Raw genomic sequence first — 21,718 nt, 5'->3', positions numbered from 1 at the left:
TGCTCAAAAATTAATTCAAGTTTTCTGGCTGGTCCGGTTTCATTTTTTTGGAAGCCTGTTCTACATCTTTGGTCGCCTTCGTAAGCGCGTCAATCTGAGATTTGCGATCAGATTCCCTATGCAACGCAATACCGGTTGATTTGCCATTAAAAGTGAAGCCTTTGGCATCTGTATCTAAGGTAATGCTTTCATCCTTGACAAGGTCGTTAGAAAGAAGCAGCTTGGCCAATTCGTTGACCACTTCTTTTTGAATCACCCTTTTCAATGGTCTGGCACCAAATTGAGGATCGAATCCAAGATCAGCCAACAGATTTAATGCGTTATCCTTTATGATCAATTCGACACCTTGTTCTTTGAGATTGCGGGTTAAGCCTTTCAATTGGAGCCCGGCAATTTTTTTGATTTCTTCTTTGGTCAATGGCAGGAACATGATTTTATCATCTATCCTGTTCAAGAATTCAGGCCTTACACTGGATTTTAATTTTTCAAAAACTTCTAATCTCGTTGTCTCAATGATTTCTGTGCGGTGTTTATCGCCGACAGCTTCGAGGTCTTCAAAATTCTCCAGAATAATTTCCGAGCCAACGTTAGAGGTCATGATAATGATGGTGTTTTTGAAATTGGCGATGCGACCTTTATTATCCGTCAAGCGCCCATCATCCAATACCTGAAGCAGAATGTTGAAGGTATCCGGATGTGCTTTTTCAATTTCATCCAGCAGCACGATAGAATATGGTTTGGTGCGAACTGCTTCTGTCAATTGACCTCCTTCATCGTAGCCAACGTAGCCTGGAGGAGCGCCTACTAATTTGGATACGGCATGGGATTCCATGTATTCACTCATGTCGATGCGGGTCATGGCTTTCTCATCATCGAACAGCACTTCGGCCAAGGCTTTTGCGAGTTCGGTTTTACCAACACCTGTTGGGCCAAGGAAAATAAATGAACCGATTGGTCTGTTGGGATCCTGGAGACCTGCTCGACTTCTTCTTACGGCATCAGAGACAGCACGCACAGCTTCAGCCTGACCGATCACCCGTTTGCCCAATTCTGTTTCCAGCTCAAGAAGTTTTTCACGTTCTGATTGCAACATTTTTTGGAGTGGGATTCCGGTCCATTTACTGACTACCCCGGCAATGTCATTTGCGGTGACGGTATCAGAAGTAAAACGGCTTCCTTCCGGAAGAATTTTTAATTTATCTTCAGCAGTCTTCAATAAGAGTTCCTGTTCTTTCAGGTCACCATATTTTAACTTAGCCACCAGACCAAAATCAGATTCACGTTCTGCTTTTTCGGCGGCAATATTTATTTCGTCAATTTTTTTCTTGATGACCTGGATTTCATCTACGATTTCTTTTTCAGCCTGCCAGCTTGCTTTTAAGGAAGCAAGTTTTTCTTTGGCATTAGCTAATTGTTCTTCGATGAATTTTATTTTGACATTTTCTTTTTCCCTTTTTACGCCTTCACGCTCAATTTCCAATTGACGCACTTTACGATCCATCTCATCCACTTCTTCTGGAACGCTGTCCAGTTCCAAGCGTAATTTTGCACAAGCTTCATCAATTAGGTCAATGGCTTTATCAGGGAGTTGACGATCGGAGATGTATCGATGAGATAATTCTGCAGCTGCAACAAGCGCTTCATCCAAAATAGCAATCTTGTGATAGACTTCATATTTATCCTGTACACCCCTAAGGATAGAGATGGTATCTTCTACAGAAGGTTCATCAATGATTACCGGCTGGAATCTTCTTACCAGAGCCTTATCATTTTCAAAGTATTTTTGGTATTCATCCAGTGTAGTGGCACCGATTGTGTGTAATTCTCCCCTTGCAAGTGCAGGTTTTAGAATATTTGCTGCATCTATGGAACCGCTGCCACCGCCGGCACCAATGAGTGAGTGGATCTCATCAATGAAGAGAATTATTTTACCATTGGATTCATTAACTTCTTTAACGACCGCTTTTAATCTTTCTTCAAATTCACCCTTGTATTTTGCACCTGCAATCAATGCAGCCAAATCGAGTGTAAATATTTTTTTCTCTTTAAGATTTTCGGGAACATCATTCTTGACAATCCGCCAGGCAATACCTTCCACTATTGCAGTCTTACCAACCCCGGCTTCTCCAATGAGTATTGGGTTGTTCTTTTTTCTGCGTGAAAGAATATGCAGAATCCTTCTAATCTCTTCATCTCTGCCGATGATGGGATCCAGCTTTCCACTTTCCGCGGCGGCATTTAAATTTACGGCAAACTTGTTCAGTGCGTTGTATTGTTCATCACCACTTGCTTCACTGACCTTTTTTCCCTTGCGCAATTCGATGATGGCCTGCTTCAGGTTCTCATAGTTGACGTTGTTTGCTTTTAGAATTTTAGAGACGCTGTCATTGCCTTTTAAAAAAGCCAACAGAATTAACTCTAATGAAATAAACTCGTCGCCAAACTCGGTCATTATTTTTTTGGCATTGATCAAGACCTGATTGGCCTCATTGGAGAGGTATTGTTTATCTGCACCGGAGACTTTTGGTAGTTTTCTGATTTCAGCATCCAACTCTGATTTAATTTTTGGGAGTTTGGCGCTCATTTTTTGGAAGAGAAAATCACACAGGGATTCATCTACTTCGATCACACCTTTACAGAGGTGCAGGGAGTCCACCACTTGCTGATCCAGGTTTTGAGCAATTTGTTGAGCTCTTAGAATAGCATCTTGAGATTTGATGGTAAAATTTTCGTATGTCATTAATCAGATTTTAGCTAATCGCATCAAAAAATTATCCAAACTTACTTTTCGGAAAATTTGGCAGTGAATCTACTGTAAATACTGACAAATTTACTTGATCTTTGAAGTAAAGTAGGAAATAATTTCCGATTTAATTTGTGGGAATATAAAGAAGAGATTTTTGGATTGATGCTGAATTTATGGTAAGAACTTCTTCGTATTGATCTTATTACTTCTGTTTACTAAAATGATTAAGTCCACGAAAGAATTAGAGAATTAGAGAAATTGAAAATTAGCCAATTAGTATTCACGTACCTTTTAATTGGTACTACTTTAAATAAGTATAAAGTTTGACGCTTTGAAGCATCAAACAACCGTGGTTATTTCGAGCTTCCGAGCTTGAAATTCACAGGGAGTTTTGCAGGTATTATTTGTAATCTTCATTATTAAAATATTAGCTAATTTTCAAATTCTCAAATTCTCTTTAGTGCGTTGGTTATTTCGAGCTTCCTAGCTTGAAATTCACGTGGTGTTTAAAAGCCCCAATTTTTATGTACTTTTTTTATTTGCGTTTAGTTTGACGCTAGGAAGCATCAAACAACCACGCCGTTAGTTTGACGCTGGGAAGCATCAAACAACCACGAAATAATTTTCAAATTCTCTAATTTTCAAATTTACTTGTAGTCGCTTTCCATAAAATCTTCTGCAATCAGGCGCAATACTTTTTTTGCGAGGGAGAGGTTATCATTAGTAATTACGTAATCGAAGTATTTGCAATATTCCAGCTCTTCGGCAGCACGTTGTAATCTTTTTTCTATAACCTCCGGAGATTCTGTGCCTCTTTTTGTCAGACGATCTCTTAAAACTTCTAGTGAAGATGCTTTTACATAAATCGTAAGCACATTTTCATAACCTTGTTGTTCGACAAAGTGAGCGCCCTTTACATCAATATCAAAAAGCGCCATTTTTCCTGCTTTCCAAATTCTTCGGATTTCTGAATGCAGGGTACCGTAAAACTGGTTTGTATATACTTCCTGATATTCGAAAAGTTTACCTTCGCTGATCAGGTTTTTAAATTCATCGGGCGATACGTAATAGTAATTTTCTCCATCCACTTCACCGGGTCTGGGGCTTCTGGTGGTGGCAGAAACAGAAAAGGAAAGATTTTCAAATGTCTCCAGCAAGTAATTGGCGAGGGTGGTTTTTCCACTTCCGCTGGGTGCAGTAAGAATGATGATCTTTCCCTTCAGTGTACTCATAGAATGTTGGCAAGTTGTTCTTTTACCTTTTCCAGTTCGTCTTTCATCACCACCACCATTTTTTGCATGGGAGAGTATTGAGCTTTTGCCCCGAGTGTATTTATTTCTCGGCCCATTTCCTGACTGATGAAATTGAGTTTCTTAGATTTGCTCAACACTTTAGTTTTGAGTTCGTCAATAAAGTAATCGCAGTGTTGTTTTAGTCTCACTTTTTCTTCCGTGATATCCAGGCGTTCAAGGTAGTAAAGCAACTCTTGTTCGAATCTGTTTTTATCTATATTTTCATTTGCGAAAGTAGAGTTGAGCGATTTCAATATTCTGTCTTTCAACATCTGCATTCTGTCCTGCTCGTATTGTTCGAGATCTTTAAGATGGTCCATGATGATTTTCAACCGAAGGATAAAATCATTTTCGATAATGGTCCCTTCGATAGATCGGAAGTCGTTCAATTTTTCTATTGCCTCATTGAGTACCTGCAAAGTAAATTCAAATTCTTCCTCATCCAGATCCGTCTCATGGGATTCTATGACATTAGGAAACTGGAGGATGGCATTCAGGATGTCTGTTTTACCAAGGTCTATTCCAAGTTCCTGGATCTGATTGTAAAAAGAGGTGAATAATTTTTTATTCAGGCTAAATTCTTCGTCTCCTTTTGATGATACCACCGAAATAACCACATCTAATTTTCCCCTGACGACAGATTCGTTTAGCAATTTACGCAACTCCAATTCCTTTTGTTTGTAGGCATTTGGAAGTTTGAGACGAAAATCATTGATTTTAGAATTCAGACACCGGATTTCTACGGTAATTTCTTTGTCGCCATATTGCGATTTTACGTGGCCGTAGCCGGTCATTGAATAAACCATGCAATTATTTTTTGCGAAGGTAGGAAGATTCGCTTAATGTGGGCAGAGTTATCGGGGAGCGAAAATTTGTTGGGTAAGTTTTGGAGATTTGGATTATTTTTGGCTTATTCCTGTCTATGTGGTATTCTATCTTATTGATAGAGAAAAGCTTAGAAAAATAATTTTTACAAAAAAGTTGGTTAAAAATTTTGAGTTCGGGTTAAAATTGCGAAATTTGCACACTCTTTTAAGAGAAAAATTCATAACTGTCTAAATATCAAGCAAATGAGAAAAGCTGATTTGGTCTCAATAATCTCGGATAAGTCTGGAGTGCCTAAGGTTGATGTATTGGTTTCCCTTGAAATGTTTTTCAAGGAAGTTAAAAGTTCTTTGGCAAACGGGGAGAATGTCTTTATCCGTGGTTTTGGTTCTTTTGTAGTAAAAAAACGGGCAAAAAAGATAGGCAGACACATTAAAAAGAATGTGGCCATTGAAATTCCAGAGCATTTTATCCCTTCCTTTAAGCCTGCAAAAATATTTGTGGACCATGTGAAATTGGGTACTGAACCGGAGGGCGCTGCTTACGAAGATGATGTAGAAGAATAGGCATGTTGAGGAATCCCGGCCGAATAGCTTTGCTTTTTTTAGGATTTATTGTCTTCAGTTATTTTGCTTTTGACATTGTGTCCGCTGATTTAAAGAGTTCAGGCGAAAAGGGTGATCGCAAGTTGTCTGAGACTTCCGAAATAAATAAACTAGCTGAACAGGCTACTAAGGATCTTAATCCAGATCAGAAAGCTGAGCTGGAAGAATTGAAAAAGAGTTTGAATTCTGGAGAAGAGGATTTGGCTAAGTCAGCATCTTTAAAAGCGATATCCGGATTCTGGTATCGAATGCAAAGAATGGACTTGGCAGGGGGATATGCAAATCAGGTCGCTGAAATTGAAAAGACAGCAGAAGCCTGGGGTATTGCCGGGACGACATTTCTGGCCGGTCTGGATCAGATGAAATCAGAGAAGGATAGGCTTTATTGTCGGGAGAATGCGGAAAAAGCATTTGATTTAGCGATTTCTTTGGCACCGGACGAACCACAGCACCAGATGAATAAAGCCTTATGCTTGGTAAAAATGCCTGATGAAGAGCCCATGAAGGGAATTATGGCTTTGTTGAATCTGGATAAAAAGTATCCTGATTATCTACCCTTGCAAATTACCTTAAGCCAACTGGCGATTCAGACAGGTCAATGGGAAAAGGCCAAAAAACGACTTGGGGTTATTTTGGAAAAGACTCCGAATCAAAGGGAAGCTAACTGTCTGATGGTAGAACTGATCACAGGAGGACAATTGAACGAAGATCCAGAACCATTCAGGAAATTATGTGAGGTGAAATAGAAAATTAAGCACTTCACCGACAAAAAGATTTTAAAGAAACTATATATAAATTTATAATTATGCCTTGCGGTAAGAAAAGAAAAAGACATAAAATCGCGACTCACAAACGTAAGAAGCGATTGAGAAAAAACAGACATAAGAAAAAGAACAGATAGATTGATCAGGCGGGACAGAGGTGTTTTCCGAAGAGTTCGTGATTTAACCTTGACCAGGTGGAAGATATCATCCCAAGTCCAAATTATTCTTTCTGAAGCTTGATTGATCAAGTGCAAGTCTTCGGAAACGATCCAAGAACCGATAAGAAATTTTTCTTGGGATCTTCCGGATCTTTCGCCATTCTGTTTCTATTTATCTGCCTCCTACCCGCATCTAAAAAAGATGCATGGACAAAGAGTTAATTATCTCCGCCCACCAGGGTACTGTTGAGATAGCGTTACTTGAAAATAAACGGTTGGTTGAGCTGCACAAGCAGAAAGCCAACACGCTCTATAATGTAGGGGATATCTTCCTTGGGCAAGTGAGGAAACTCATGCCCGGTTTAAACGCTGCATTTATCGATATAGGACATTCAAAAGAGGCCTTTCTCCATTATACAGATATGGGTCCTGTTTTGAATTCTGTCAAAAAGTACACTCACGATGTCATTCATGGAAATCAGACCAGTCCCATGTTGGATCAGTTTGAAATTCAGGCAGACATCAATAAAAATGGTAAAGTTTCTCAGGTTCTGGACAAGAAGACCTTTCTTTTGGTACAAATCCTTAAAGAACCTATTTCTACCAAAGGCCATCGATTAAGTTGTGAGATTACTATTCCAGGTAGATTTGTAGTCCTTACTCCTTTTAGCAACACCATTGCAATTTCTAAAAAAATTGCAGGCACGGAGGAGAGGGAGCGACTATTTAATCTGATAGAATCCATTCGGCCGAAAAACTTTGGGATTGTGGTGCGTACTGCAGCTGAAGGAAAAAAAGTTGCAGAGCTTCATGAAGAAATCAACCTTTTATTGGAAAGATGGAAGCACATGCACCAGCAATTGGTCAAAGCAAGACCTCCATTAAAGCTGCTGAGTGAGCTGGATAAAACTTCCAGTATGATCAGGGATTTGCTGAATAAGAATTTCACGGGAATTCATATTAACGACCGGGAAATGTACCTCAGCATAAAGGATTATCTCAATACCAATCTTCCGGAGAAAAACAACATCCTTCATTTTTATAAAGGCACTAAATCAATTTTTGATGCCCATGGTGTCAAAAGACAAATCAAGTCATCTTTTGGAAAAACCGCTACACTACCAAGCGGGGCTTATGTAATTATAGATCATACAGAAGCGATGCATGTGATCGATGTAAACAGTGGCCCAAAGGTTCAAAAGATGGATCAGGAAAATGCATCGATACAGGTAAATCTGGAGGCTGCGGAGGAAATAGCCAGACAGCTGAGGTTAAGAGATATAGGTGGGCTTATAGTGATAGACTTTATTGATATGAAAAGCAATGAAAATAAATTGTTGCTTTATAAGAAAATGAAGGAATACATGGAAGGTGATCGCAGTCAGCACACCATTCTGCCTTTGTCAAAATTTGGATTAATGCAAATCACCCGTCAAAGGGAAAAGCAGGAAATGAGTATTGACACTGCTGAGCTTTGTCCGTGTTGCAATGGATCCGGAAAAGTAAATCCAACGATCCTTTTAGTAGATCAGATAGAGAGGGATTTGGATTTTATCATGCATACAAGACCACCAAAAGATCCAATATTAAAGGCACATCCTTTTGTGATTGCATTTCTCAAGAAAGGTTTCTTTAATTTTGGCTGGAAATGGTATTTTAAATATCAGAAGAGGGTAAAGCTGGTTGAAGACCAGGACTTGGGGATGATACAATTTAAGTTTTATGATGGTTCTGAGGATGAAATACGATTAAACGAATAGATATTCCTTTTTTTCTAATTTTACCATCGCAAAGTTGTAATCACTTTGCAGGAATATATGCCGACTGCATCCCGTAAAAACGTACTTATCGCACCACAACATTGGGGTCTTGGTCATGTTACAAGAACTATTCCTGTCATTCGTTATTTTATCAGAAAGGGTTATGAGCTCGTACTCGCTTCCTCAGGCGCAGGAAGTAATTTATTAAGAAAGGAATTTCCAGAACTTGTGGTTTATGATGTTCCGGATTACGGAATTACTTATCCCAGCAGAAACATGTTTTGGAATATGACCTTTCAGATTTTTAAATTGCACAAGGCAATACTTTTAGAAAAAATTGCCCTCGGCAAAATATGTAAAGAACATCAAATTGATTTGGTAGTATCCGATGCCAGATTAGGTGCAGCTCAAAATGGAATTGCATCTGTTATCATATCACACCATCTTCATATTCCACTAGGCTCGAAATTAATTGAATTTATTTCAGATACCTGGATGCGTTTTTTTTATCTTCAGTTTAATCAAATTTGGGTTCCGGATTTTGGCGGCGACCATAATCTATCCGGAGATCTTGCTCACCAGTTTAAATCAAGTAAGCATTTTTTTATAGGTCCGTTAAGTCGTTTCAGGACAATGGACTTGCCACAGCGCTTTGATATTTGTTTTATGTTGTCCGGACCCGAACCGCAGCGAAGGTTCTTTGAAGAAAAGATCCTCAGCCAAATAAATGATTTGGGTCCGGCCAAGATGATTTTGATCAGAGGTACAACAACAGGCGCGGTTTTACCTAAATATGTAAATCTGGAAGTGAAGGATCTTGTCACCTCTGAAGAATTAAATGAAATCATGTGTTCTTCAGGATTAATCGTATGCAGAAGTGGATATTCTACTTTACTGGATCTTTCGGTCATTCAAAAAAAGGCATTGCTCATACCCACTCCGGGCCAACCAGAACAAGAATATTTAGGCCGTGGATTAATGGCGAAAAATCTTTTTCTCAATGTGGATCAGGACGATTTAAATTTAAAGAAGCATGTTAAGGAGGCGTTGGCCTATCCCGGCTATTTAGAATTTCAGCCAAGCTCTGGGCTAGAATATTATCTGGATCCACTGATCCAAAAAATGTTACCCGAGCAATAGCTAAATCTTTTTGGAATATATAGAACCCTGGAATCATTTCCAACCATTTTGAAAAAAGACAGTTGCGAGTTTGGACAGAAGGCAAACCGAACCCAGCAAAGGCAATCTCCATTTTTAACATTTCTTTAATAACCAAGTTGAAAGATAAGTTAATACCTTTGCCATCTGTATAAACCTATGTCTTGTATCAAAGGAATTTTATTGTTGTTGGTCATTTTGGGGGATGTGTCCTTCAGATGCATTCAGCTTATGGATTCGTCCTTACTCTATGAGCTTACAGATTGCAACAGCGACAATTCTGAAAAGGAGACAAAGGTTTTTGATGAGGACAATTTTTACCACGTTCGATTAGCACTATCTCCGCATCATTTTGTTTCCGAATTGGAACAACAGAACACCTCTGTTTTTTCAGAAATTAATGGATACATTTCCACTTCTGATCCAAAACTACAGGATATACCACCTGAATATTTTATCTGATTTTCAGATAATCATCCTCTAGCTTTTAGCTCAAAATCAGAGAGCCTGGCAGTTTGCAGGATTATTTAAATTTATTTCATCTTAATTTATTTGTCATTCATTCTTGAAGTTTTCTGACTCTGTTCTAATTTGATAAAATCAAAAAAAAATTGGAATATGAATCAATGAATACCATGATTGACCGTAGGTATTGCAAAAAAGAAATTCGTTATTCATGAAAAAGTATACTAATTATTTTTGGAAAGACATCCAGGCAGGGTTGGTGGTGTTTCTGGTGGCATTGCCACTATGTCTTGGGATTGCATTAGCCAGCGGGGCGCCACTGTTTGCAGGTATCATCTCAGGGGTTATTGGAGGTGTTGTGGTAGGCTTTTTAAGCAACAGTCAATTGAGCGTAAGTGGTCCCGCAGCCGGGTTAACTGCAATTATATTGGTTGCCATCAGCAGTCTTGGAGATTATAGTGTTTTTCTGATGGCCGTGGTGATTGCTGGACTGATTCAGTTAATATTAGGTTTTGCAAAGTCAGGTACAATTTCTAACTATTTTCCATCCAATGTTATTGAAGGGATGTTGACGGCCATAGGGATCATTATCATCTTGAAACAAATTCCACATGCCATTGGATATGATAAAGATAATGAAGGTGATTTTTTCTTTATCGAAAAAAATACAGGTCACAATACTTTTTCAGGAATTATAGATGCCATTAATTTCTCTCATCCGGGTGCTACGGTGGTATGTCTGGTTTCTATCGCCATTCTGGTTTCTTTCAATAAAATTAACTTTTTAAAAAATATAAAAATAATTCCAGGCGCTTTAGTTGTGGTTATTTCAGGAATTGTAATGAACGAAGTATTTCGTCATTTTCTTCCTGAGTTTCTAATCGGTTCTGAACATTTGGTTAGTCTGCCGATTCCGGGATCCATCGAAGAGTTTTTGGGCCAGTTTTCTTTTCCATCATTTGAATCCATTTTACGTCCGGATGTGTGGATTGTTGGTGTAACCATAGCGATCGTAGCATCTATTGAAACCTTATTATGCATTGAGGCTTCAGACAGACTTGATCCTTTGAAACGATTTACCAATACCAACACCGAACTCATTGCACAGGGTGCAGGAAATATCTTAAGTGGATTGATTGGAGGAATACCAATGACTTCAGTTATTGTGCGTACATCAGCTAATATAAATTCAGGAGCGAAAACAAAAATTTCTACTATTGCCCATGGAATTTTGTTACTGCTTTCCGTTTTGATTATTCCTGGCCTCCTCAATAAAATTCCTTTGGCTTCTCTTGCTGCAGTATTGATTATGATTGGATTAAAGCTAGCTAGTCCTAAGGTTTTTAAACATATGTGGGATAGTGGTAAATATCAGTTTATCCCTTTTTTAATTACCGTACTTGCAGTAGTATTTACAGACCTGTTGAAGGGGGTTGGAATTGGTTTAATCGTGAGTATTTTCTTTATACTTCGTGCTAATCTTAAGCTTGCATATTTTTTTAAACGAGAAAAATATCATGAGGGAGACATCATCACCATGAAACTAGCTCAGGAAGTTTCATTTCTCAATAAAGCAGCAATCAAACAGACATTGAATCATCTTCCTGAAAATTCCAAATTGCTTATTGATGCATCAGATACCTTTTACATTGATCATGATGTGCTTCAGTTGATTCGTGAATTCAGAGATATTGGTTCAAAGGAAAAGGATATACAAGTGAATCTAAAGGGTTTCAAAGAGGAATACCAAATGGATCATTCAATTGAACACGTAACTTCTAACTAAATATAAAATATTTACCAATTGATGAAAACACACACTTCCATCACGCAAGCAAGTATTACCCCACAAGGGGCTCTTGATTTTTTAAAAGAGGGAAATCTCAGATTTGTCAGCAACTTAAAAGTAAATAGAAATTTGTTGCAACAAGCAAATGATACAAGAGATGGCCAATGGCCCTTTGCAGCCATTTTAAGTTGCATTGACAGCAGAACATCTGCCGAGTTGATTTTTGATCAGGGACTTGGGGATATCATGTCTATTCGCATTGCAGGCAATGTGGTAAATACAGATATCATCGGTAGTCTTGAATTTGCCTGCAAGGTTGCTGGATCAAAACTTATTGTAGTACTGGGTCACAGTAATTGTGGTGCAATCAAGGGGGCGTGCGATCATATTGAAATGGGAAATCTTACGGAACTCTTGTCCAAGATTCAACCAGCAGTATATGAAGAGAGAACTATAAGTGATCCTGAATTAAGAAATTCTAAAAACTCTGAATTTGTTGAACAGGTAACTGCACTGAATGTAAACAGATCGGTGATATCTATTGTCAACAGAAGTTACATTTTGGAGCAAATGATTGAGAAGGGTGAAATAGCAATTATAGGCGCGGTTCATAATTTGGAAACTGGCATTGTGGAATTTATGGAGGATACCTACATATCCTGTAAAAAAGACATTAAGGCCAAGTTTGTTTGATCAAACAAATTACCCAATGAATCAATAGTAATTGCAAACCAATAAATTTTATAAATGACTTCAGTTTATCAATTGCCTAAAAAGAAAATATGAATTCCAAAAATATAGGTGGTATTGATTACTTCATTGAGGAAATGAAGCATTTTTTGCCAAGTCAATTGTCGCTGAAGGATTTTATTCACCACAATACACTCCATGCTTTCCAAAATTTAAAATTTAGGGAAGCTATTTTTAAGGCATCTTATTTGTTTGGGTATCAGGTAACTTTTCAACTAGAAGAATATAGAAAATTATTTGAACAGGGTAGAATTAGCGAACAAGTTTTAGAGAAGGTTATCCTGAATAATATTGGAGCGGCAAGGATGCATGAAGTTAAGTGGGATTTATTTCATCAGGAATACGACCAGCATAAAGTGCCAAAAGTAGGTCAATTGAGATCGAAGGCATGTGAGAAGTTTGGAATTGATTTAGATAGGGATGTGCATCCTTTTCTTTTTAGAATATTAAGTCATTATCTGGATCAAGGAGTTTCATTTTGGAATTGGCATGTTAGCCCAGATGGATTTCTTTCCTCTCTTCGAGCTTTAGAATCTAACGGAATAGTTAGTTTATTCAAAAGCAGAAGAGCAAGGGAACTTTTTGCGGACTCAAAATTAGGCATCGAAGATCTTTTAAAAATTTTGGTGGCGGATGAGAGACTATACAAGAGGTATTTATTCGATCAGCAATTCAGCCATCATGGATGGTCAGGTTTTGTTTCTGCGGTGGAAGACAATCCCGTAACTTTACTGGATACCAGGAAAATTTCATTAAAAGAATTAATTTTCTTTGAATTGCTTCTAGAAATTGATGCGCTGGAATACAAAAAGAAAGGTGAATGGAGGCCATTAAAAGAATCCTTAAGAGACTATACTCCAGAGTGGGATGAAAATTTCGCATTGTCTGAATTAGATCAAGTTCTTTTCTTATGGCAAGAAGCGTTTGAATGGAGTTATTATGATGAAGTGTTGAGTGGTATCATGACACATTTGCCGCAATCTCAGGCCAGTCACCCGGATTATAGTTTTCAAGCTGTATTTTGTGTGGATGAGCGGGAGTGTTCCCTTCGAAGACATCTGGAAGGAACGGATGACAATTGCGCAACCTACGGCACACCTGGGTTTTTTAATGTGGAGTTTTATTACCTTGCTGAAGGTGCTCAATTTTATGAGAAACTATGTCCTGCGCCAGTGACCCCCAAACATCTTATTAAGGCAGTAAATGGTAAGCATAAAAGAAAATTCGAATTGTTGTATGGATCTGGTTCGCACCATCCATTGACTGGTTGGTTTTTTGCTACAGTTTTAGGATTATGGGCTTTCGTGAAGACTTTGCTTATGCTTTTCAGACCAAGGATGAGCCCTGCCATTTCCGATGCTTTTGCACACATGGATGAGACTAGTGCGTTGCAGTTTGAAAGTTCAGAGCCACCACAATATGAGAATGAGTTACAATTGGGATTTACCGTTACACAAATGGCGGATAGGGTCGAAGCTTTGCTAAAGAGCATAGGATTGGTTGATCATTTTTCACCTATCGTATATATCCTCGCGCATGGGTCAAGCAGTGCAAACAATCCACATCACGGAGCGCATGATTGTGGTGCTTGCAGTGGACGACCCGGGTCAGTTAATGCAAGAGTTTTTAGTCTGATGGCAAATCATTCTGAAGTAAGAAAATTATTGGCAGTTCGGGGAATAATTATACCTGAACAAACTTCTTTTATTGGAGGGATGCACGACACAGCTGCGGACGAAATTCGATTTTTTGATGTGGAAAAACTCAGTGAATCCGTGAAGGAATTCCACCATTCTAAATTAAATAATTTTCATTATGCACTCGAGCTTAATGCAAAGGAGCGATCCAGAAGATTTGCTTCCATTCAAACTAAAAAGTCAGCAGGTTCAATTAGGAAATCCATTAAAAGTAGATCAGTTTCTTTATTCGAACCCAGGCCGGAACTTGGGCATGGCACCAATTCTGTTTGCATAATAGGCAGGCGAAGTATTTCAAGACGTTTATTTTTAGATCGGAGGGCGTTTTTAAATTCTTATGATTACAGAATTGATCCGGAAGGTAAAATATTGACAGCTGTCATGCGTCCTATTGGACCAGTTTGTGGGGGAATTAATTTGGAATATTATTTCTCCAGAATGGACAACCATAAATTTGGAGCTGGCACCAAATTGCCTCATCATGTAATAGGACTTTTTGGCGTAACCAACAGTGTGGATGGAGATTTAAGGCCGGGACTTCCTGTACAAATGATTGAAGTGCATGATCCTGTGAGATTATTAATTGTTGTAGAACATTATCCCGAGATCATATTAAAAGCCATTCAGAGTACCCCTGAAATGTATGAATGGTATATCAATGAGTGGGTAAATTTGGTTTGTGTGTACCCGGGACGCGCAGAATTATTGTATTTCAGAGATGGTGCGTTTATGCCTTACACTTGTATTAAAAACGACATCAATCGTCATGATGACTTTCATCAATTGGTGGAGTCTGCAACTGAGATGAAAACGAATCATATTCTGGATGCTACCAAAGAAAATTTACCAGTATACACTATATAAATTTTAATATTATGATTGCACAAATTTTTCTATCCATAGTGTTACTTCCTCTCGTGACTTTGTTCGTATTACTTTTTGTACAAAAGAAAAGAGAAAGATTTATTTCCAGTCTGGTATTGATTTGTACAATTGCCAGTGTTGTTTTGTCTTTCGTTCTTGTTGCATTCTGGTTAATAGAAGGAGGCAAGCCTATTTATTATCGTGCAGGAAGCATTTATCAGTATCATGAATTTGATTTTATTTTTGCTTTTTACTATGATGTAATTTCTGCTGTTTTCCAATTGCTTGGTGCTTTATTGTTTTTTGTGGTGGCATTATTTAGCAAGTTTTATATGCACAGAGAGGAAGGATTTAAGAGATATTTTGTGACTTTTCTTTTTTTTATGACCGGTTATAATGTAGCAGTATTGTCTGGTAATTTTGAAAGTTTTTTTACGGGTTGGGAAATCATAGGCATTTCTTCGTTCTTGTTGATTGCATTTTACCGAGATCGGGTATTGCCTGTTCGCAATGGTTTTAAGGTATTGTCATTTTATAGACTCGGCGATATTTTTTTAATACTGGCACTATTTTTTTGTCATCATCTTTGGCACAGAAATATTCAATTTGATGAATTAGCGCAAGGGAATATAATTCTGGGTTTTTCGGGGGCGCAGGAGTCCTTGCTTTTCTGGTTAGGCATATTTATAGTTTTGGCTGCGCTTATCAAGTCAGCACAATTTCCGTTCTCTAGTTGGTTGCCAAGAGCGATGGAAGGTCCTAGTTCTTCCAGTTCCATATTTTATGGATCATTGGCAGTACACATCGGTGTCTTTTTATTACTGAGGACATTTCCACTATGGTCTCATGATATTTTCATTAGGGGACTTTTAATTGTAGTTGGTTTAGCCAGTGTTGTTTCAGGAACCTTAATTTCCCGGGTGCAATCGGGTGTAAAAAGTCAATTGGCCTATTCAACTGTTGTTCAAATAGGATTCATGCTAATGTGTTTAGGATTTGGTTTTAATGGATTTGTGTTAATTCATGTGGTGGGACATTCATTTCTAAGGGCTTACCAATTTCTGGTATCTCCATCTGTGCTTAGTTATTTGTCCCATCATATGATTTTTCATTTTAAACCAAGAATTAAAATCTTGCGGAGCAAATTTATTGAACGAGTTCATTCTGCGCTTTATTTGTTTTCGATTAAAGAGTTTGGCTTGGATTATTTTATGTACCGCTTTCTTTGGAAGCCGTTTAAATCCATCGGCACATTCATTCAAAAGAGATATCGTTTTCTTGCAATTGTTGCACTGTGCATGTTTTGTATTTTGTTGTGGCTAAGAAATTTTCTTAGTCCTTCGTTGGTTCTGATTTTAGATGACCAACTACCGGTTTGGAGTGCGGGCACAGGACTAATTATTGTGTTATCTGCATTCAGTTCTTCTGGAAAACCTATGGATCAGTGGTTAAAAATATGTTTATCTCAAGTCTTTACGGTTTTTGCATTGAGTTATAATAAACCTTTAGGATTTGCCCAATTAGGTTTATACATCATCGGGTTGATCCTTGCAGGAGTTCTGGGATATATTTGTTTGGTGCAGGTGGAACAAAAAGAAAAATCCTTGGGGATGAATCAATACCATGGGCATGTTTATGAATACCGTAAACAAGCACTTGTTTTTTTGTTGGCTTGTCTTGGCTTTGCCGGTTTTCCTATTACCACTACCTTCATTGGGATTGATTTATTTCTGACTTATATACACTATCATGAATGGTTGATACTCACTTTTTTGTGTTTGAATTATTTATTTTTGGAATTAGCTCTGATCAGAATATACATTCGTGTTTTTCTGGGCCCACACATTAAACAGTATCATCCAATAGCATTCAGGGCTTCGTAGACCTATTCCATTTTAATTTCTGATAATTCTGTATAAAGTAAGATATTCGTTTCCCTTTCGATAGGAGCCTAGTTGTATTATGGGCTAAATTGAAGAATTGCGTATTTTTAAACTTCATCTAGTTATTCATGAGCGAGTATATAATTGATCAGATGTTAAGTGAGAACAAAGCCTGGGCATTGGAAAGGATCCAAGAAGATCCTGACTTTTTTTCACGTCTGGAGCACCTTCAATCACCAGAATTTTTATGGATTGGTTGCAGTGATAGCCGTGTTCCTGCAAACCAGATTACCGGTACGCAACCTGGGGAAATATTTGTTCACCGGAATGTGGCCAACATGGTAGTGCATACGGATTTAAATCTGCTTACCGTACTCGAGTATGCTGTACATCATCTCAAAGTCAAACACATAATTGTTTGTGGCCATTATGGATGTGGGGGTGTTAAGGCTGCAATGACAAGACATAATTTTGGCATCATAAACAAATGGTTGAGAAATATTAAAGACGTGTATAGAATTCATCGGGAGGAAATTGATGAATTGGAAGATGAAGGGGATAGAGTCAATAGGCTTATTGAGTTTAATGTTCAGGAGCAGGTTATGAATCTGGCCAAGACCTCCATTGTGCAAAAAGCCTGGAAACATGAACAAAGGCCCCACCTTCATGGTTGGGTTTACAGTTTAAAGAATGGAATTATCAAGCCTTTATTAGACCTTTCACCGGGGGATCATTTGGATGAATTTTATGAGTTTGATGATTTATAATTTTGGTTTTCCAGGTTCATTGATGAAATATCAAGCTGGATTTGTAAGCTTTGCCCTATTTTTGACCAATAAATTACTTATCAGATGAAAAAAATATCCTTTAGTTTCCTACTTGGATTGTTTGTAGTGTTGTTTGTAACAGGTCAATCCAGAGTATTAGTACTTAATGAAGGGGTCTTCGACTATACAAACAATAAGATTTTAATCCCGCCTTCAGTAGGGGCTTATTTGCCTTCTAATAAGGAATACCGGCCCTTGGTAGATATTCCTCAATCGAGGTTTGCATCGGACCTAAAAATTCATGATGGTTCCTATTGGGTGGCTGCAGATCAGAAGGTAGTTCGTTACCATTTGCAGACAAATACAGTTCAATGGACATTGCCTGTAGAAGGAGTCAGGAAAATAGATTTTTGGGAGAATTATTTGATTCTTACCCGGGGAGAATATGAAAAAACTCTTTCTGCTTATGTCCAGATTTACGATATGAATAATGCGGGTTTGGTTTTCGAAATTCCTCATTCAGCGTTGCCATATACAACAGAGAGTATCATTATAAAAGAGGATCATGCTTTCATAGGGGTAAACAACGGATTCCAATTTGGAAAGGAAGTTGGACAGATTCTTGACATAGATTTGCAGAAATTAAAATGGGTGAATACCATTGATCTTGGATCTGATGGAAAAAATCCTGAAAATCTGATGCTTAAAGATAATGTCTTGTATAGCTTAAATAACAGGGATTATACCGGCAGCTCGCTTTCTAAAATTAATCTAAACAGTGGTGTACAAGTCTTGACGAACAGATTGCCTGAGGTGAATTCCTTATGTGCTACATCCACGCTTATAGAAAACTCAATTGTGTATCAGGAAAGCGGCAAAACAGGCGTAGGCAAATACGATCTTGCGACAGAAAATGCAGGCCCTTTTCTTGATCCCGGCAAACAATTTTATGGTTTGAGTTTTGATGCCCGGTCAAAATATATTTATGCAGCAGAAACCGATTTCTTTTCATTTGGAAAAGTTTTCATTTTTGATCAGGACTTTACAAAACTTGATGAATTTGATGCAGGAATCACACCAGGATATTTTGCCTTTGATTATAGTTTAAGCAGTACGGAACAAGGTAAAAGTGAAACAACTTTCCAACTTATCCCTAATCCTGTGAGAGATTATATAAGTTTACCTGAGCATCTTAATGCAGAGCAAATACAAGCAATTGATTTAATGGGTAAACGAGTTAATCTTGAAATGTACAACGGAAATCTTAATTTATCCACGCTGCCTTCAGGAATCTATTTAATCAAGCTTATTTCAAACGGAAGAATATATCAAAGTTCTTTTCAAAAAATTTAACCGGGTATTAAGGGAATTTGATTTTTAAAATCTTAATTGCTTTCTGGTTTTTTCTTTGTGATGGTCATTCAGAAGTATTATTGGTTTATGGGATTTGCTTTAATTGTCTATTTGACAATTGAGACAAATGTCCGGAAAAAGTCTTTACCTTCAAAAGATGCCATGGCAGAACTGGGTCATTACTTTTTTTTTGACAAAAAGCTATCTTATAATTTTTCAAGATCATGTGCTTCCTGTCATGATCCGTTTCTTGCTTTCACGGATGGTTATCGGCTTTCTTTAAACTCAGAGGCTCAATTGTTGAAAAGAAATGCACCCAGTCTTTTGAATATTAATCAGCGCACCAGTTTTGACTGGTCAAATCCGGAAGTGAATAATTTGATCCTTCAAATGGAGCGACCATTATTTTCAGTAAAGCCAGTTGAATTGGGCTTAACAGGCAATGAGGAAATTATTCTGCAGAGATTCCGGCAAGACAAAATATATCAACAACTTTATGAGAATGCATTTCACAAAAGCATTTTAAATTTGTCCGTAAAGGAAATTATGGAGTCGATTGCAGCGTATGAAATAAGTCTTCAAAGCCGCAATTCAATTTATGATCAATATTTGAAGTATAGGGATTCTACCTTGTTTACAAGTCAGGAATGGATGGGATTAAATTTGTTTTTCTCAGATTCGATATCCTGCAACAGGTGTCATGGAGGATTGGATTTTTTCGAACCGGAGCGAGGTGGTGATTTTGCCAATATCGGATTGTATAATTGTGAAGGTTCTTATCCGGTAAGAGATTTGGGTTTACAGGAACATACAGGAGACGTTGGGGATAATGGAGTATTTCGAATACCCGGATTAAGAAATGTTGCATTGACAGGCCCATACTATCACGATGGTTCAAGCAACAGTCTGGAAGAAGTGATTAAAAATTATGAAAGGGGAGGAAGATTAAATTCAGTGGATGATTGTGAGGGAGATGGGGCAATGCATCCCAATACAGATGGCAGAATGCAGAATTTTCAATTGGATGAAAAAAGCAGGAAAGCCATCATTGCTTTTCTACATACGCTAACCGATACAAGTTACCTAAGAAATGAGTATTTTTTAGATCCATTTAATCCATGAAACATAATAAGAAAGATATTTTCCATTTATTAAGATACCTATTATGTATCGCAGTTTTAATTGGCTGTTCTTCTGAAATGCAGAGAGGGATTGCTCTGCCAAAATTAGTCGAAGCCAGAGTAAAGGAAATTTACAGTATTTTGCAAAAGGAAATTCCTGTGATTAGATTAAAAAAGTCGGATTTAAGAAATGCGTCTGATATTCAGGACATTTTTTTGAGCACCCCAAAATTGTCAGAATTTTATACAGACAAGAGGAGCAAACAGAAAATGTTGAATGAAATATTTTCCGTCAGTGCAGCACGAACGTCTGATTTGCCCACTGGAACTTCAACGTGTAGAGACGGGAATTGCTACCGTGTGGAAATGTATAATTATGCATTAAATGGGACGGTGGTAGGAATTGTTGATTTAAAAAATAAAAAAGTAACGAGTATAACCTTTTATAAGGAAACACAACCCGATGTGCCGCCACATTTAGTGGAGCTGGCTTTGGAAATTGCCAGGAATGATACAGCAGTTATTCATGCCTATGGAGAGAACAAGCAGTTATCTGCACCATTGATGCCTGGAACAAAAACAGCTTTAAATCGCACAAAATGTCAGCGATCCAGACACCTGTGTGTAGCACCAACCTTTATTAATGGCGAAAGGGCACTATGGGCAATTGTAGATTTGACTGATCTGAATGTTGCAGGGGTAAGATGGACTCAGGTAGGTGAGACTGGCATGGCTGTAACCCAAAGAAAATGCAAAATGATCACATTATGCAATGCTTCTGTGACAAGGATAATAAATATGAAAAAGATGGGTGGTCATTTAAATACAGTATGAGTCGTTCTGATGGGTTGTTGGTTTCCGAGGTTAAATTTAATGGTCGCGCATTGTTTCGCAGCGTTAAGTTAGTGGATTGGCATGTTTCTTATTCCAAAACAGAAGGATTTGGTTACAGTGATGCGGTGGGTTGTCCGGAATTTTCAACTGCAGCTGTTTTGGCTGTGGAGCCACCTTATTTTGAACCAATAGTTGAGGCGGGAGATACTACAGGATTTTTATTGGGTCAACGGTATTACAGTGAGGGATGGCCCACTCCTTGCAATTATAATTATCATCAGTATTTTGAATTTTATAAAGATGGAAGATTCAGACCAGTTGCAGGCAGTATAGGCAGAGGTTGTGGAAATAATGGGATGTATAGACCTGTGACAAGAATAGCACTTGCAGATTCCAAATGCAATTTTTATGAATGGAAAAATGATGACTGGAAACAATGGAAAACAGAGCAATGGACATTGCAAAATGAACAGACTATTTATAGGGGTGATCATGAATGGATGAAAATTGAAAATGCGGGAAAGCAGGGAATTTACATCATTGCTAACACAGGACAATTAAGGGATGCAGGAAGAGGAGACCAGGCTTATGTCTACGTAACTAAATGGGACAATGACCGCGATGAAGGAGAAACAGATCTGCCAACCATCGGACCTTGTTGTAATAGAGATTATCAACAAGGACCTGAAAAATTTATGGATTCCGGGAGTGAATCTATAGAGAATTCTTCGATTGTAGTTTGGTATGTTGCCCAAATTCAAAATGATGATACAAAAGGAAAGGAATATTGCTGGGCAGAATCGATTTTAAAAAATGGTGTTTATGTCCCCGTGATTTACCCATGTTATTCCGGCCCGATGTTTAAATTGTTTTAACCCAGATATGCA

General features: G+C 38.0%; 17 protein-coding genes. 14 read left to right on the top strand and 3 right to left on the bottom strand.

The features are described 5' to 3' along the window. Positions 1–10: 10 nt before the first annotated feature. The 3 genes from IPJ83_07250 to IPJ83_07240 all read right to left on the bottom strand — a co-directional run bounded on the left by IPJ83_07250 (position 11) and on the right by IPJ83_07240 (position 4,844). Positions 11–2,740: an AAA family ATPase gene (locus IPJ83_07250; protein ID MBK7880337.1), complete on the bottom strand. Its 2,730-nt coding sequence runs from the start codon at positions 2,738–2,740 to the stop codon at positions 11–13. Between the two features lie 653 nt (positions 2,741–3,393). Further along, positions 3,394–3,978 (bottom strand): guanylate kinase, encoded by a 585-nt coding sequence (gene gmk, locus IPJ83_07245; protein ID MBK7880336.1) that lies wholly within the window; start codon positions 3,976–3,978, stop codon positions 3,394–3,396. Next, positions 3,975–4,844, bottom strand: a complete 870-nt coding sequence (locus IPJ83_07240; protein ID MBK7880335.1) for a YicC family protein — start codon at positions 4,842–4,844, stop codon at positions 3,975–3,977. The genes gmk and IPJ83_07240 overlap by 4 nt, the downstream gene beginning before the upstream one ends. Positions 4,845–5,108: 264 nt before the next feature. Between IPJ83_07240 and IPJ83_07235 the strand changes: the two genes are divergently transcribed. From IPJ83_07235 to IPJ83_07170, 14 genes are all read left to right on the top strand, one after another. Beyond that, positions 5,109–5,429 carry an integration host factor subunit beta gene (locus IPJ83_07235; GenBank protein ID MBK7880334.1) on the top strand — a complete coding sequence of 107 codons (321 nt, stop codon included), beginning with the start codon at positions 5,109–5,111 and terminating at the stop codon, positions 5,427–5,429. 2 nt (positions 5,430–5,431) lie between these two features. Then, positions 5,432–6,214 (top strand): tetratricopeptide repeat protein, encoded by a 783-nt coding sequence (locus IPJ83_07230; GenBank protein MBK7880333.1) that lies wholly within the window; start codon positions 5,432–5,434, stop codon positions 6,212–6,214. A 382-nt stretch (positions 6,215–6,596) separates the two neighbouring features. Further along, positions 6,597–8,150 (top strand): Rne/Rng family ribonuclease, encoded by a 1,554-nt coding sequence (locus IPJ83_07225; GenBank protein ID MBK7880332.1) that lies wholly within the window; start codon positions 6,597–6,599, stop codon positions 8,148–8,150. A 57-nt stretch (positions 8,151–8,207) separates the two neighbouring features. Next, positions 8,208–9,290 (top strand): hypothetical protein, encoded by a 1,083-nt coding sequence (locus IPJ83_07220; protein ID MBK7880331.1) that lies wholly within the window; start codon positions 8,208–8,210, stop codon positions 9,288–9,290. Between the two features lie 177 nt (positions 9,291–9,467). After that, positions 9,468–9,770, top strand: coding sequence for a hypothetical protein (locus IPJ83_07215; protein ID MBK7880330.1), 303 nt, complete (start codon positions 9,468–9,470; stop codon positions 9,768–9,770). A gap of 214 nt (positions 9,771–9,984) precedes the next feature. Further along, entirely contained in the window at positions 9,985–11,559 is a 1,575-nt protein-coding gene (locus IPJ83_07210) for a SulP family inorganic anion transporter (protein ID MBK7880329.1), read from the top strand. Between the two features lie 21 nt (positions 11,560–11,580). Beyond that, positions 11,581–12,255, top strand: a complete 675-nt coding sequence (locus IPJ83_07205; protein MBK7880328.1) for a carbonic anhydrase — start codon at positions 11,581–11,583, stop codon at positions 12,253–12,255. 89 nt (positions 12,256–12,344) lie between these two features. Further along, complete coding sequence (locus IPJ83_07200) at positions 12,345–14,873, top strand: DUF2309 domain-containing protein (GenBank protein MBK7880327.1); 2,529 nt, start codon at positions 12,345–12,347, stop codon at positions 14,871–14,873. An 11-nt stretch (positions 14,874–14,884) separates the two neighbouring features. Beyond that, positions 14,885–16,756, top strand: a complete 1,872-nt coding sequence (locus IPJ83_07195; GenBank protein MBK7880326.1) for a hypothetical protein — start codon at positions 14,885–14,887, stop codon at positions 16,754–16,756. Between the two features lie 128 nt (positions 16,757–16,884). Continuing rightward, positions 16,885–17,523, top strand: coding sequence for a carbonic anhydrase (locus IPJ83_07190; GenBank protein MBK7880325.1), 639 nt, complete (start codon positions 16,885–16,887; stop codon positions 17,521–17,523). Between the two features lie 84 nt (positions 17,524–17,607). After that, entirely contained in the window at positions 17,608–18,876 is a 1,269-nt protein-coding gene (locus IPJ83_07185) for a T9SS type A sorting domain-containing protein (protein ID MBK7880324.1), read from the top strand. A 36-nt stretch (positions 18,877–18,912) separates the two neighbouring features. Continuing rightward, entirely contained in the window at positions 18,913–19,998 is a 1,086-nt protein-coding gene (locus tag IPJ83_07180; protein ID MBK7880323.1) for a hypothetical protein, read from the top strand. Beyond that, positions 19,995–20,831 carry a hypothetical protein gene (locus IPJ83_07175; GenBank protein ID MBK7880322.1) on the top strand — a complete coding sequence of 279 codons (837 nt, stop codon included), beginning with the start codon at positions 19,995–19,997 and terminating at the stop codon, positions 20,829–20,831. Before IPJ83_07180 ends, IPJ83_07175 begins: the two co-directional genes overlap by 4 nt. Continuing rightward, positions 20,765–21,706, top strand: a complete 942-nt coding sequence (locus tag IPJ83_07170; GenBank protein ID MBK7880321.1) for a hypothetical protein — start codon at positions 20,765–20,767, stop codon at positions 21,704–21,706. Before IPJ83_07175 ends, IPJ83_07170 begins: the two co-directional genes overlap by 67 nt. The last annotated feature ends 12 nt before the right edge of the window (positions 21,707–21,718 follow it).

The sequence above is a fragment of the Candidatus Vicinibacter proximus genome (genome assembly GCA_016713905.1).
In the GTDB taxonomy this organism is placed as follows: Bacteria; Bacteroidota; Bacteroidia; order Chitinophagales; family Saprospiraceae; genus Vicinibacter; species Vicinibacter proximus.
This window is presented reverse-complemented; position numbering and strand designations above follow the sequence as displayed.